Source organism: Rhodobium orientis, assembly GCF_003258835.1.
In the GTDB taxonomy this organism is placed as follows: domain Bacteria; phylum Pseudomonadota; class Alphaproteobacteria; order Rhizobiales; family Rhodobiaceae; genus Rhodobium; species Rhodobium orientis.
Genome location: NZ_NPEV01000002.1, coordinates 14,962 through 29,085, shown reverse-complemented (window position 1 = coordinate 29,085; position 14,124 = coordinate 14,962). Strand labels below are relative to the sequence as shown.

Below are 14,124 nucleotides of genomic sequence, written 5' to 3'. Positions count from 1 at the left end.
CGGCTAGCCCACCAATGCCGAAAAGCGGCGCGACAGGAGGTCCGCCGTGCCGTCGAGAAGTTTTAGGGCGATGTCGTCGACATGGCGGCTCGGCCAGGATTCAAGCTCGGTGCCGGCGACCCACTGGTTGAAGGCACCTTGCGCAGGGCCGCAATGGACCTGGAAGTCGACCTTGTGGGCCATCTCGCCGGCTAGCGCCCAGTCGGTGGTGTCGCGGAAATAGCGCTTGAAGACGAGCGCCATCCGGTGCTTCGGCATCGCCTCGGCGCGCGCGATTTCGACGGGCGCGTAGGTTTTTGCGAGGTCGGCATAAACTTCCTCGAAGTTTTTGTGGAAATAGCGCTCCTCGATCTGGCGACGCAGGGCCGGGTCGATCGCTTCGAGGCTTTCGTGCTGGCGATAAATGGTGACGAGCTTTTCGGCGCGTGCCGGGAAGAAGACGCCCTTTTTCAACACCTGCACCTTGGAGCCGAGTTCGAACATTTCGCCGGACGGCGCATAGGCCGTGTCGTAGACGTTGATCGCTTCCAAGAGATCCTTGACGGCGTCGCTCGTGCCGGCCTCGACCGTGCACTGGTTGATCGAGCCGGTGACGAGGAAATCGGCGCCGAGGACGAGCACCGCGGCGGCGGCCTCCGGCGTGCCGATGCCGCCGGCGGCGCCGACGAAGATCGGGCCGGCATCGGGAAAGCGCATTTGCGCATCGTCGCGCAGCTTCAGGATCGGCGGGATGAGGGCGAACGGCATGCCCTGGTCGGTGTGGCCGCCGGAATCGGACTCAACGCAGATGGCGTCGGCCATGGGCAGATGGGCGAGCAGTTCCGCCTCGTCGCCAGTGATCGCTTCCGACGCGCGGAGTTTTTTCACGACGTCGTCGGGTGCGGGAGCGAGGAACTGGGCGGCGACGTCGGGGCGGGAGACCTTGGCGACGACGCGGTTTCTTGCGCGTGTGCGGCCGGCTTCGCGGGTCAGCCCTTTCGCCCGGTAGCGGACGAGCGCGGGCGTGACCTCCATGAAGGCGGAGGCCTCGACGATGGTGACGCCCTCTTCCAGGAGGAGGTCGGTCAGCTCGTCCTCCAGGTGGGGCCGGTTGACCCGGGCGATGAAGTTGACGCCGAAGGGCGCGGCATCGGGGATGCCCGATCGGATGCGGCGTATGGCGTTGCGGACCTCCGCCGTCGACAGGCCCGCGGCGCCGAAGAAGCCGAGGAGACCGGCGTTTGCCATGCGGATGACGATATCGGTCGAGGCGATACCGCGATACATGGCACCGCTGGCATAGGGGTGGCGAATGCCGAAGGCGTCGCAGAAGGCGCGCGAGCCCAGACGCTCGACGGAAAAGCGGGGTGTGTGGCAGGGGCGGCTGTCGGTCGAGACCTGCGGCGATGCCACTTCGGACAGCACGGCATCTGCGCTGCGTTCGGGACAGGGCGCTGCTCCGGCGTCTGCGACTGGTCCCGACGGCGTCGGCTGGATCGGTTGCGCGGCAGGTGCGGCGGCCTCAAAGGCAGGCTCCGGGGTGGCCGCCGCGGCAACGGGAACCGCCACTGCCATCTCCTCCGGCGGAAGCGGCCCGGCCTCCATTTCCGTGCGCCGGAACATCGGCCGCACCACCGGCGGGCCGTCGGGGCCGAGTTCGACCGTCTCAGTGAAGGCGACGCCGCGGGCCATCAGGTAGCGCAGGCTCTCGGCCCAGCGCACCGGCGCGGTGATCTGCTCCACCATGCGGGCGCGGATGTCGGCATCGACGTGCGGGCGGGCCGTAACGTTGGAGATCACCGGCACCTGTTGCGGCGAAAAGTCGGCCGCAGCGACGACGCCGGCGAACTCCGCCCGAGCAGCTTCCATGAACGGCGTGTGGAAGGCACCGCTCACCGGCAGCACCTTGTAGTGGCTGGCCCCAGTAGCAAGGAACAGGGGCTCGGCGGCGACGATCGCGTCTTTGCGGCCCGAGACGACGATCTGGCGCGGGGTATTAAAATTTGCCGGGTAAATATCTGCGAGCCCTTCCCGCGCGATCAGCTCGGCCACCGCATCCGGATCGAGGCCGAGGACGGCTGCCATGCCGCCGCCCCGGGCCTCGGCCATGAGCGCGCCGCGCCGTGCAACGAGGGACAGGCCGGTGGCGAAGTCGAGGACGCCGGCAGCGAACAGCGCGACATATTCGGAGACGCTGTGGCCGAGCAGGAAGTCGGGCGTCTCGCCGGTCTCGTCCCGGTGCTTCAGGTATCTGAGAGCGTTGACCACATAGAGCGCCGGCTGGGTGAACTGCGTCTGGCTCAGCTTTTCGATTGGGCCGTCGCGGCAAAGGGCGGCGATGTCGTAGTCGAGGATTTCTCCGGCGCGCCAGGTGAGATCGGGATAGGCATCGAAGAGGTCCGCGCCCATGCCGATGCGCTGTGCGCCCTGTCCTGGAAACAGATAGGCCTTCATCGCGCGTCCGCCCCCGTCCTGATCCATTCGATGCGGCCGAGGTCCAGCTTGACCACGCGGTCGGCAACACCCCAGTATTTTTCATCGTGGGAGGTGGCGATCACCAGCTTTCCCTGGTCCCTCAGGGCCGGCAGGAAGGTGGTGTAGAAATGCTCGCGATAGTCCACGTCCTGCTCGGCCGACCATTCGTCGAAGACATAGATCGGCCGGTCCTCGACGACGGCGGCGATCAGCGCCAGGCGCTTGCGCTGGCCCGTCGACAGGTGGAGCTGGTTGAAGCGGCCGTCCTCGAAGGTGACCTTGCCTGCGAGCCCCCATTCCGCGATCAGCCGGTTGACCCTGCCGGGGTCGGCGTCCTCCATGCCGTAGAGCCGGTCGAAGAGGTGGAGGTCGACGAAGACGGAGGCGAAAAGCTCGCGGTAGCCGGCACGGGCACTGCCTGCAACAGCCGCGGCGTCGACGCCGATCCAGCCGGCATCGAGCGGATAGAGCCCGGTCATCATCTTCAACGCCGTCGACTTGCCGCTGCCATTGCCACCGACCAGGAAGACGATCTCGCCGCGGGTCAGGCCGAGGTCGAGGGGCCCGACCGTATAGGCCTCCGGGTCGTTGCGGTCGTAGCTGAAGCGGATGCCGTTGAAGGAGATGGTGGAGAAATCGAGGAAGGCGCGGGCCTGGCGGCGCGCCTCGTCGGGGCCGATGGAGGAGGCCTCGGAGAGTTCGGTATCGATGGCCAGGATCGCGTTCAGCCCGACCTCGGCGCGCATGAACATGGGCGACTGGGCGACGGTCTTGGTCAGCGTGCCCATGCAGAACAGCAGCACCGGCACGAGCTGGAAGATGATGGTGTTGTGGCCGGTGACGTAGCCGGGAAAGGCGAAGGCGACGACGCCGAGCATGACAAAGGTGGTGAGGCCGCCGAGGAGGATCAGCGACACCCAGTGCTCGACCGAGCGCACCATCAGCCGCTCCAGGATGTTGGAGCGCTTGCGGTAGGCCGCGGCGACGGCGTCGCTGCGCCTGGTGTTGAGGCGCAGTTCCTTGGCGCCGCGGATGATGTCGGTGATGGCGTCGAGCAGTTCGGCCTGCATGCGTTCGACGAGCCGCAATATCTCCCGGTAGCGGCTGTCGATGGCCTTGTAGCCGAGGATGCCGGCAAGCACGGTCGCCAGGAACACGGCGAACGCCGCCGGCGAGAGATAGAGCAGGTAGACGAGCGCGACGGCGAGCAGCACCGTCTGCTGGACGGCATCGACGATCAGCGGGAAGGTCACCGACAGGTGGTTGGTCTCCTTGGCGACGAGATTGTAGAGCCGGCCGCGGCCGAGCCGGTCGGCGACCAGAAGCTCGGAGCGGCGCAGCCGGTCGGCGATCTCCAGGCGCTTCTTGTTGAGGAGGTCCTCGATGATCGCCATGGAACGCACCAGCGCGATCTGGTTGGCGCCGTAATAGAGGAGAAAGGCGCCGGCAAAGGCGAGCCAGGCCCAAACGCCTGGGGTGCCGGCATTGGAGACCGTTTCCGCGACCTTGGTGATGACGACGATGAGGGTCGCGTTGGCGAGGCCGGCAACGAGCGTCAGCAGGAACATGATGCGGAGCTGGCGCGGATCGGCGCCGCGGATGAAGTCGACGATCGCCATGGTTCAGACGCCCTCCCCACTGGTGATCATGCCGAGGTCGAGGGCAACGCGGCGGTCGCAGCGGTCCCAGTAGTGGTCGTCATGGGTGACGGCGACGACCGTCTTGCCGCGGGCTTTGAAGTCGGCGAGCATCTCGCCATAAAAAACCTCGCGGAAATGGGCGTCCTGGTCGGCCGCCCATTCGTCGAACAGATAGACCTCCCGGTCCTCCAGCAGGGCGACGATCATGGCGAGGCGCTTGCGCTGGCCGGTGGAGAGGTCGCTTGTCGAAAAGCGACCCTTTGCGAAATCGACCTTGTCGGAGAGCTCCATGCGGGCGATGAGGCGGGCGACGTCCTCCGGATCGGCGTCGATGCCGTAGAGCCGGTCGAAGAGGTGGAAGTCAGTGAAGACGCCGGAAAAGATCTCGCGGTACTGCTGGCGGTTGCTTGAATCGATTTCGGTGCCGTCGCAGAGGATGCGGCCGCCGTCGGGCCGGTAGAGGCCGCAGATGAGCTTCAGCGCCGTCGACTTGCCGCTACCGTTGCCGCCAGTCATGAAGACGGTCTCGCCGCGCCTCAGCGTGAAATCGAGAGGGCCGGCGGTGAAGGTCGTCAGCCCGGCGCCGTCGACATACCGGAACGTCGTTCCCGCAAGCTCGATGGTCTGGAAATCCCGGAACGGCGAGCGCTCGCGGGGCTTTTTTTCCGCAGCACCGGGCGCGTTCTCGTCGAGCTTTTCTTCCAGCGCGTAGACATGGCCGAGGCCGGCCTCGGCGCGGCCGATGAGCCTGACGACGGAGGTGATCGCAGCGACGGGGCCTATGGCAAACACTGAGGCGGCGGTAATCTTGTAGATGGTGTCCGTATAGCCGGCAAAGAACGCCGGCAGCACGAAGACAACGACACCGACGAGGAGGAAAATAAAGGCGTTGGAGAATTGCAGGAGCGCCACCCAGCGCCCGCCGATGGCGATGACCTCGTCCTTCAGCCGGTCGGCGACCTCGGAAAAATGGGCAAAGAGGCCGTCATTGCGGTCGGCGTTGAGGCGGATTTCCTGGAAGCCGAGGGTGAAGTGGGAGAGGCTGTCCAGCATCTCCGCCTCGCGATAGTGGACCGCGGCGAGCGATGCCGTGAGCGCCCTTTGGCGGATGACGAAGATGCTGAGGCCGAGGGCCGTGACGCCGGCGACGACGGCAAAGGAGATCAGCGACAGGGTCGCGATATAGAGCAGCAAAAAGACCAGCACGAAGGCGCTCTGGGCGGCGCCGATGAGGAGCGGCAGGGTCTGGGAGAGGTGGTCGGTCTCCTGGGCGACCGTGATGTAGATGTCGCCCTGGCCGAGGCGCTCCAGCGTCCGCAAATCGGCGCGGCGGATCTTGGTGACGATGCGCCGCCGCGTCGCCTCCAGCCTCTGCTGCACGTAGCGGTTCGCCTGGTGCAGGGAGGTGCGGTTGGAGACGAGGAAGAAGGCGAGCGTCAGCGCATAGACGATCAGAAGCTGCGCGCCGACCTTGGCGCCGAGCAGCGACTGCTCGGCGGCCTGGTTGATGAGGCCGATGAGGCCGGCATTGCCGAGGCCCGTGAACGAGGTGATGGCGAAGAGGAAGCGACGGCTTGCCGGCGGCCCGCCCTGGAGCAGGCGGAGGATATTCATTCAACACCTGCCATGTTCGGCGTGTTCTCCCCCGCGGACCGCGCTGTTGTCCCGCCCGTGCCGCGCCGACGGATTGTCCGGCCGGCGATACGTCCGCCCGCCAACGGGCGGACGGTCTGCGGTGCCGGACGCGCCGCAATCTCGTTCTCGGAAAACGCATCTGCCGGGTTCGGATAATGCTAGGCAGCTACCTTGACCCGCGCAAGCCGAACCGGCATCGCATCCACATCAATTCGGCGCCATAACTGCCTTGTGGATAACGTCACTCGATGCATACGCCGGATACTTTTGAGGACCTCAGCCTGCGGCCGCCAATCCCTCCCGCAATAGGGGTGGAATCATGGCGTTTTCTGTTGGCGGGAGCACTTTCGGCCGGATATCCCCTCGCCCTCACCCCGGCGATTGGCTAGCCTTATCGGGCGGCCGCACCTCAAGAGAATCACCCCAAGACAGTTCTCAAGGCGACGCGCCGTCACAGTCAGACGACTTCGGGTATCAGGCGATATCGAGGCCCATGAGCAGGATTCGCGACTTCATCGAAGAACAGTTCCTGATCGAGTTCGACGAGACCTTTCCGGAGAGCTCCGACCTCTTCAAGGAAGGCGTGATGGACTCCTTCGGCTACATCCAGCTCATCCGCTTCCTGGAGAAGGAATACGGCATCAAATTCTCCGAAAAGGAGATGACCGGCGGCGTCATGGTCAGCCTGACGCAGATCGAGGCGGCGGTGGCCGAAAAGGTGTCGCAACGCGGCACCGCAAGCGCCTGAGGCCGGGCTCATGTGCGGCATCGCCGGCATCCTCAAACCCAACCGGCCGGCCGAAGCGCTCGGCGCCGACATCCGCGGCATGCTCTCGCGCATCGCCCATCGCGGGCCGGACGGCTACGGCACCCTGGTCGACAACGGCCTCGCCATGGGGACCGTGCGGCTGGCGATCCTCGATCCGGCCGGCGGCGCCCAGCCCTTCGGCGATGCGAGCGGGCGCTATTGGCTCTGCTATAATGGCGAGATCTACAATTACCGGGAACTGAGGGCGACGCTGGAAGCGCGCGGCTTTTCGTTCCGGACCACCTGCGACACGGAAGTGGTGCTTGCCGCCTGGATCGCCTGGGGGCCGGACTGCCTGACGCGCTTCAATGGCGGCTTTGCCTTTGCGCTCTACGATGCCGAGACGGGCGACCTCTTCCTTGCCCGCGACCGCTTCGGCAAGCGCCCGCTCTATTACGCCATCCGCGGCGATACGGTGCTGTTCGCCTCGGAGATGAAGGCGTTCCTGGCCGTTCCCGGCTTTTCCTTCGAGCAGGACCCGGACCAGCTCTCCTCCATCCTTGCCCAATGGACGCCGCTGCCGGAGCAGTCCGGCTTTTTCGGCATCAAGAGCCTTGCCATGGGCGAGTATCTTTCCGTCAAGGACGGGACGTTGGCCACCCGCACCTACGACGCGCTCCGCTTCGACATCGGGCCCAAGGTGGAGAGCGAAGAGGAAGCGTTGGAGGCGATCCGCGCGCGGCTGTCGCGCAGCGTCGAACTGCGTTTGCGCAGCGACGTGGAGGTCGGCGTCTATCTCAGCGGCGGCGTCGATTCGGCGATCGTCGCGGCCCTTGCCCGGGATTTCGCATCGAAGCCTCTCTCCACCTTCTCTGTCGAATTCGAGGACGCCGAATTCGACGAATCCGCCGAGCAGCGGCTCGTCGCAGAGCATCTCGGCACCTCGCACCACGCCGAGCGCATCCGCCATGTGGACATCGCCAACGCCACGCCCGAGGCGGTCTTTCATGCCGAGGTGCCGGCCTTCCGCAGCGCCTTCGTGCCGATGTATCTGCTGTCACAGCGCACGAAGGCGGAAGGCATCAAGGTCATCCTCAGCGGCGAAGGCGCCGACGAAGCGTTCCTCGGCTACGACCTCTTCAAGGAAACGCTGCTGCGCGCCGCCTGGCGCGAGCTGCCCGACGAGATCCGCGGCCCGCGGCTCGCCCGGCTCTACCCGCATCTCTCGCATTACGGGCCGGAGGACAGCGCCGCCGTCACCGGGCTCTATGCGCAGTTTTCAGAGGAAAAGATGCCCGGCCTCTTTTCCCACGAGCTCAGGTTCCAGAACGGCCAGTTCTCCGCCCGCCTGATGAAAGACAAGGGAGATCCGTTCCGGGCGATTTCCGAACTCGTCGCCAATGCGCCCGGATACGAGCGCCTGTCGCCGGTCGAAAAGGCGCAGTGGCTGGAATACAAGACCCTCCTCCCGGGCTACCTGCTGTCCACCCAGGGCGAGCGCATGAGCCTTGCCCACGGAGTGGAGAACCGCTGCCCGTTCCTCGATCCGGAAGTCTTTGCGCTCGCCACCTCGGTGAACCTCAAATTCGACGACGGTTTTGTCGAAAAGCGGCTGCTGCGCGAGGCGTTCAGGGGCCGGGTGCCCGACGCCATCACCGACAAGCGCAAATTCCCGTACCGGGCGCCGGACGCGGCCGCCTTTGCGGCCGAGAAGCCGGACTATCTGGACCTGGTGCTGAGCGCGGACGAGCTGTCCAAGCTGCCGTTCCTGGAGCCGAAATTTGCCTCACGTCTGGCCAACAAGGTGCTGACGAAGCCGGCGGCAGAGATCAGCACCAAGGAAAACCAGACCTTCCTCTATCTCATCTCCATCGCGCTTCTCGACCGGGCCTTCGTCCGGCGCGAGGGGCTGTCGGCCTCCGTCCTGCCGCCGCTCGACAAGGCCGTCGACCTCACCGCGCGCCGGGCCGAGGTCAATCTTCCCAGGGAAGCTTCAGCTCGGTGACGTAGCGGCGGATGCTTGCACGCACCTCCGGATCGCGGAACATTTCCCGGTTGGCGGCAAGGGCCGCCTCCCGGTCGGCGACGGGCTCGCCCCGGCAGGCCGAAAGGTAGGCCTTGTAGCGGGCAATGGCCGGTTTTTTCAGGAGCGTCAGGCGGGCGAGATGCTGGCGGAAGGCGCGTTCGGCATTCTCCGCGACGACGTCGACGAGGCCGGCGTCCCGCGCCTCCGCGGCACTGAGCGGCCGCGTCATCAGCGTCATGTAGTTGGCGCGCTGGCGGCCGATGCGGCGGATGAGGAAGGGGAGAACGCAGGCCGGATAAAGCCCGAACAGCAGTTCGGAAAGGCCGATCCGGGCGCTTTCCTCGGCAATGACGATGTCGGACGCGGCCAGGAAACCGACGCCGCCGGCATTGACCCGCCCGCGCACCAGGCTGACGGTGACGACCGGCCCGTCGGCAAGCGCCTGCCAGAGATCGTAGAGCGGGGCAGGATCGCCGGCCGAGCCGCTGTCGGAGACCGCCTCGAAATCGCCGCCGGCGCAGAAGACCTCAGGGCCGCCCTCAATCGCGACCACCGTGACGGGGCTGTCCTCGGCGGTACACCGCGCGACGATTTCGGCGCATTCCGCGATGAGCTTTGCGTTTAGCGCATTGCCGGCGTTGGGCCGGTCGAAGACGATCCGGCATACATTTCCGTCCGTCGTCACCTTCAGGGTCTCGAACGTCATCGACTCGCCTCCGGCGCACCGATGACCAGCGCGGCGTTCACCCCGCCGAAGCCGAAGGAAAATTTCAGCGCGTGGCCGATTTTTTGCTCGACGGGCGCGACGCCGACCCATTTGAAACCCGGGTCGATCGGCGTTTCGAGATTGCGGGTCGGGTGCAAACGACCCTCCGCCATCTGGACCAGCACGGCGGCGGTCTCGATGGCGCCGGCGGCTGCGAGGCCGTGGCCGAGGATCGATTTCGTGGCGTTGATGCGGGTGTGGTGCAGGCCAAGCGCGCGGTAGGTCTCAAGCTCGGTATCGTCGCCCGACGGCGTGCCGGTGGCGTGGCCGTTCACGTGATCGATATCGGCGGCGGCGAGCCCGGCCTCGGCCAGCGCCATCCTCGCCGCGCGGATCTGGCCTTCGTGATTGGGCTCCGGCCCGCGGGTGCCGTCAGCAATCGATGCCGCGCCGAGGAGCGTGCCGTAGGTCTTCGACAGGCCAACACTTTCCCGGCAAAGGACCAAAGCGGCGGCCGCCTCGCCGTAAAGAAAACCGTCATGGTCGGCGTCCATCGGCCGGCAGGCTTTTTCGGGAACATCGGAAAAGCGATCCGAGCCCATGGCGCCAAGCGCCCTCAGAGCCTGCAGGTCGTGGCCGCCGAGATCCTGCATCGCGCCGAGGGCGATACAGGCATCGACCCGGCCGGAACGGATGGCGTTCCGCGCCTCTACGATGGCGACCGCGCCGCTCGCCGACGCCCCGCCGACCGTCATGGCAAAGCCGCGGATCGGAAAGGCCGCCGTGCAGAGCCCGCAGAGATCGGTGTCGAGGAACATGTGCCCGTGGCGCGGGCGCACGAAGGCGCGTTTTTCCCAATATTCGACGAGTGCCAGCGCCCGTTCCCGCGTCGCCAGATTGCTGCCGCCGACGACAAGGCCGATGCGTTCGGGGGCGATCGCGTCGAGCCCAGCATCCTCCCAGGCCTCGGCCAGCACCGATGCGGCGACCCGACCCGTCAGGGTCGCAGTGCGATCGACCCTAGGGGGCAGCACCGCCGGCGGCTCGGGCATTTCCACGCCGAGGAAGGGTTGTTCGCCTTCCGGCGCCTCCCTCCCCTCGCGCTTCAACTCCGAAAAGACGTTGCGACCGGCGAACAGGCCCTCCCGGAACGCCGCCCTGCCATGGCCGAGGCCGGAGGCGACGCCTATCCCCGCAAAGCGGATCGGGTCAGCCGCTTTTCTTGGCATCGATGAGGTCGGCGAGCTCGCCGATATTGCGCGGGCCGTGAAGCTGGACCATGGGCACCTTCAGGCCGACGGCTTCCAGGGTCGCCAGGATGATCTCGCTGCGCTCGATGGAATCGACGCCAAGGTCGGCCATGGAATCGCCGCGGCCGATGGGACGGTCGGCAAGTTCCGGGACGGTCTCGCGGATTTCGCCAATGATGATGTCGACGATCTGGTCGCTGTCCAAGGGGTGTGCCGTCCTCTTTATGCCCGCTGGGCTCGGGGTCGGTCAGACCCAGATATAGTGCCTGTGGTAGCCGACGACCTTGTCGAGGACAAGCCGCGTTCCCGCCCCGTCCGCCGGCCAGGCTCCAGGGATGATCTGGTGGTCGAGCTCGGCGTCCTTGGTGCCGAAGCGCACGACAGCATCGCCGGCAAGCAGCCGCTCGTACTCGGCAATCGACAGCCGGTAGCGCTTATCGAATTCTGCCGAAATCCCCATGCCCCCCAGCCGCGCCGCGCTCTCCGGTCCTGCAACGCCGGAAAAGAACTCCGAGCAGCAGCCGGACCCGTAGGAAAAGAGGCCGATGCGCACGGGCGCGTCTATCCCCGCCGTGTCGATGGTGCCGGCAAGGGCGACGAAGACCGAGCCGCCGGCGGTGTTGCCGACGCGCTTGCCGTAGGAAAGGCTGGGGCCGAGGCGGACCTCGAAATCCCCGGCGATTTCGTCGGGTTTTGCCTTGTAGAGCTTGCGCATCAGATGCCGGTGCGCGCCCTTCACCATGCCGCCAAAGGGGGTGTGGAAGCAAAGCTGGGAAAAGCTCTCCCTGAAATCCGCCCCCTCGACCCGGCGCAGGTAATCCCCGACCGCGCCCGCCGCGCAATCGAGATAGGCCATCAGGGAGAGGTCGGCATCCCCCGCCTCGGTGTCCGGCCCCGGCCGGCAGGTGTCCATCACCTCAAAGGCATGGTTGCCGTAGGCGCCGGCGTCCAGCGCAAGGATGTGCGGGGTGTCGGAGATCACCATGGCAACGGCACCCGCGCCGGAACTCGGCTCCGAATAGGCCCATTCCTCGACGGCCCCCGCATCGGCGAGGGCAAAGCGGGAGATGTCCGTGGTGACGACCAGAACTTTACCCCCGGGCGACGTGCCGGACAGCACGAAGTTCGCCGCCATCTGCAGGCCGGCGGCGCCGGAATAGCAGGCCTGTTTTATTTCAAAGAGCCGGCAGTTGGACGGCAGGTCGAGATAGCGATGGAGGTAGGTGCTGAGGGACTTGCCGAAATCTATCCCCGACTCCGTGCAGGTGACGACCATCTCGATGCGCGTGCGCTCCGCCGGCGTCATGGCGTCGAGGAGCGGCTTGGCGGCGTTGACGGCGAAGGTGACCGGGTCCTCGTAGGGCAGCGCGACAGACTTTTCCTGCATCAGCAGGTTTTCAAAGCGCGGCATGTCGAGGCCGCGATGGTCGCAGAGTTCGCGGACGTCGAGAAAGGCCACGCCGCCGAAGACGTTCATGGCCTCGATGCCGACGGGGCGGGTCATTTGGCGGCTCCGAGGTGGACGGGCAGTTTTGCGAGGCCGCGGGCGTTCAGCCGGTCGAGCCGCCATTCCGGTGCGCCCGCAAGCTCGATGGTGTCGTACTTTTCGAAGAACGCCGAAAAGGCGATCTGGGCTTCCAGGCGGGCGAGCGGCGCGCCGATGCAGGAATGGGCGCCGCCGCCGAAGGTGAGCTGGGCGTTGGCGGGCCGGGCGATGTCGAGGTCGTCTGGCACATCGAAGCGGGCCGGATCGCGGTTGACGGCGCCGATGAGGCCGAGGACGGGCGCGCCCTTCGGGATCACCGTCCCCTCGACTTCCACGTCTTCCAAAGCGACGCGCAGGATCATGTTGCCGCCCGGCTCCATGCGCAGGAACTCCTCGATGGCCGTGCGCATCAGGGCCGGCTCGGCACGAAGCCTTGCCATTTCCTCCGGGTTGCGCAACAGGATCAGCATGCCGTTTCCGATCAGGGTGACGGTCGTCTCGTGGCCGGCGATCAGCATGGAAATCAGATTGGTGAGGCTTTCCTCCTCATCGAGCGTACCGTCGTCACGGGCTTTTAAGGCCAGCGCCATGAAGTTCCGGGCGCTCGCGGGGTCGGCCGCCGCCAGGCACTCCTTCAGGAAGGCCTTGAACTCGGAAAGGGCGTCCAGCGCCTCCTGCTTCTGCTCCGGGGTCATCAGGATGTCGCCAATCCTGATCAGCGAGGCGCTCCAGCGGGCGACGCGGGCATCAGTACCGGCGGAGAGGTCGAAGAGTTCGCACAAGACCCGGAGCGGCAGCGGGGCGGCGAAGGCGGTGATGAAGTCGGCCTCGCCTTCGTCCGGCATGGCATCGAGCAGCGCGGCCGCCTCGGCCTCGATGATCGGCACCACGTCGGCCATTGCCTGGGACCGGAAGGCCGGCTCGTAGACGGCGCGCATGCGCCTGTGCTCCGGGCCGTCGCAATTGATCATCTGCGGCTGGAAGGTGCTGAAGAGTTCATAGCCGACCGGATCGGCCTTTTTGTAGTCCTCCGTGGTCCAACCGCCCGCCCAATTGCGGGTGTCGCGGCCGAAAGATTGCGATTTCAGCACCTTCGAAAACGCCTTGTGGCCGAGGATGAACCAGATGCCGCTGGCGGGATCGAACTGCACCGGCCCGCGCGCACTGAGGCGATGCAGCTCCGGATAGGGATTTTCCAGAAAGGCCGGGTCGGAGAGCGTCCCCCACCAGTCGATGTCGTCGCTTTGCCCCGCCGCGCTCATGGCTTGTCTCCGCGGCGGACCGCATAAATCTGCGAGACCGCGGCGCCGCCGTCGGCAAGCGGATGGCGGTCGATGGAGATGGCGTAGCCGCGGGCCTCGAAATCTGCCGCAAGGTCGTTGAGCACCTCGTCGCCGAGATGCACCTCGACCATGAGCTGCGAAATCTTCGGCCAGTCCGCCTCGGCGATGCCGGCAAGGACGTCCAGTTCGGCGCCCTCGGTGTCGACCTTGAGGAGATCGACCCGCTCGATGCCGTGCCGTGTCAGTTGCCTTGAGACCGTGTCGACGTCGACGGTGACCCGCTGGCGCCGGAACAGGTCCTCCATATAGGCCCCGTCCGTTGCCCGTTCGTCGGCACCGGTGCTCTCCACCAGATCGCGCACCTCCGCCGACCCGCTGGCGCCCGCCATGATGGCGCGAATGCCGTCCGCCATCTTTTCCGCCACGTCGGGATGGGACGAGGACATGGCCGTCAGGCCGGGGAAATAGTCGAAGGTCGCCGTACCGGGCTCTGCGCCGAGCGCAAGGGCATAGGCCTCGCCGGCGGGCGCAAGCCGCCCCATATTCTCGGCGAGCGCTCTTAAGACGTCCGGCATCGGCTCGTAGGCGAGAATGCGCGCGGCCGGGCATTTCTCCCGCAGCCGGAGCGAAAAGAGCCCGATATTGGCGCCGACGTCGAGGAACAGCCCATCGTGCGGCAGGGCGATGCCATGGGCGGCAAGGTCGGCGGAAAAGATCTCGTGGACGGAGAAATCCACCTCATAGGGGTTGATGCAAGAGATCTCCCGCCCGCCGGGCAAGGCCTTCGTTACGAGCGCCAAGATCGTTATCCAACTGAGTTTCGAGCCGCACCGGGGTGGACATTGCCGCCCGATTCCGGGAAGTGTTCGAAATTCGCCCGCCAGCGTCAAGGAAAG

General features: G+C 66.2%; 11 protein-coding genes. 2 read left to right on the top strand and 9 right to left on the bottom strand.

What is annotated here, in order from left to right:
* Positions 1-3 precede the first annotated feature (3 nt).
* The 3 genes from fabD to CH339_RS01590 are packed head-to-tail and all read right to left on the bottom strand — an operon-like array spanning position 4 to position 5,708.
* The gene (gene fabD / locus CH339_RS01600; RefSeq protein WP_111432644.1) at positions 4-2,433 is read right to left on the bottom strand and encodes an ACP S-malonyltransferase; all 2,430 of its coding nucleotides are present in this window, start codon (positions 2,431-2,433) and stop codon (positions 4-6) included.
* Positions 2,430-4,073 carry an ATP-binding cassette domain-containing protein gene (locus CH339_RS01595; RefSeq protein ID WP_111432527.1) on the bottom strand — a complete coding sequence of 548 codons (1,644 nt, stop codon included), beginning with the start codon at positions 4,071-4,073 and terminating at the stop codon, positions 2,430-2,432. The genes fabD and CH339_RS01595 overlap by 4 nt, the downstream gene beginning before the upstream one ends.
* A gap of 3 nt (positions 4,074-4,076) precedes the next feature.
* Positions 4,077-5,708 carry a cyclic peptide export ABC transporter gene (locus CH339_RS01590; protein ID WP_111432526.1) on the bottom strand — a complete coding sequence of 544 codons (1,632 nt, stop codon included), beginning with the start codon at positions 5,706-5,708 and terminating at the stop codon, positions 4,077-4,079.
* Between the two features lie 514 nt (positions 5,709-6,222).
* On the opposite strand from CH339_RS01590, the gene CH339_RS01585 reads away from it, so the two are divergent.
* Positions 6,223-6,477: an acyl carrier protein gene (locus CH339_RS01585; RefSeq protein WP_111432525.1), complete on the top strand. Its 255-nt coding sequence runs from the start codon at positions 6,223-6,225 to the stop codon at positions 6,475-6,477.
* 10 nt (positions 6,478-6,487) lie between these two features.
* Positions 6,488-8,482 carry an asparagine synthase (glutamine-hydrolyzing) gene (gene asnB, locus CH339_RS01580; RefSeq protein ID WP_111432524.1) on the top strand — a complete coding sequence of 665 codons (1,995 nt, stop codon included), beginning with the start codon at positions 6,488-6,490 and terminating at the stop codon, positions 8,480-8,482.
* On the opposite strand, the gene CH339_RS01575 is transcribed toward asnB, so the two are convergent.
* Genes CH339_RS01575 through CH339_RS01550 form a run of 6 tightly spaced genes read right to left on the bottom strand, consistent with a single transcriptional unit; the run spans position 8,451 to position 14,028 of the window.
* Positions 8,451-9,209: an enoyl-CoA hydratase/isomerase gene (locus CH339_RS01575; protein WP_111432523.1), complete on the bottom strand. Its 759-nt coding sequence runs from the start codon at positions 9,207-9,209 to the stop codon at positions 8,451-8,453. The genes asnB and CH339_RS01575 overlap by 32 nt on opposite strands.
* Complete coding sequence (locus tag CH339_RS01570; RefSeq protein WP_111432522.1) at positions 9,206-10,438, bottom strand: beta-ketoacyl synthase N-terminal-like domain-containing protein; 1,233 nt, start codon at positions 10,436-10,438, stop codon at positions 9,206-9,208. Before CH339_RS01570 ends, CH339_RS01575 begins: the two co-directional genes overlap by 4 nt.
* The gene (locus CH339_RS01565; protein ID WP_111432521.1) at positions 10,419-10,664 is read right to left on the bottom strand and encodes an acyl carrier protein; all 246 of its coding nucleotides are present in this window, start codon (positions 10,662-10,664) and stop codon (positions 10,419-10,421) included. The genes CH339_RS01570 and CH339_RS01565 overlap by 20 nt, the downstream gene beginning before the upstream one ends.
* Before the next feature lie 42 nt (positions 10,665-10,706).
* Positions 10,707-11,963, bottom strand: a complete 1,257-nt coding sequence (locus tag CH339_RS01560; protein ID WP_111432520.1) for a hydroxymethylglutaryl-CoA synthase family protein — start codon at positions 11,961-11,963, stop codon at positions 10,707-10,709.
* Positions 11,960-13,207, bottom strand: a complete 1,248-nt coding sequence (locus CH339_RS01555; RefSeq protein ID WP_111432519.1) for a cytochrome P450 — start codon at positions 13,205-13,207, stop codon at positions 11,960-11,962. The genes CH339_RS01560 and CH339_RS01555 overlap by 4 nt, the downstream gene beginning before the upstream one ends.
* Positions 13,204-14,028 carry an FkbM family methyltransferase gene (locus tag CH339_RS01550; RefSeq protein ID WP_170138353.1) on the bottom strand — a complete coding sequence of 275 codons (825 nt, stop codon included), beginning with the start codon at positions 14,026-14,028 and terminating at the stop codon, positions 13,204-13,206. Before CH339_RS01550 ends, CH339_RS01555 begins: the two co-directional genes overlap by 4 nt.
* Positions 14,029-14,124 lie beyond the last annotated feature (96 nt).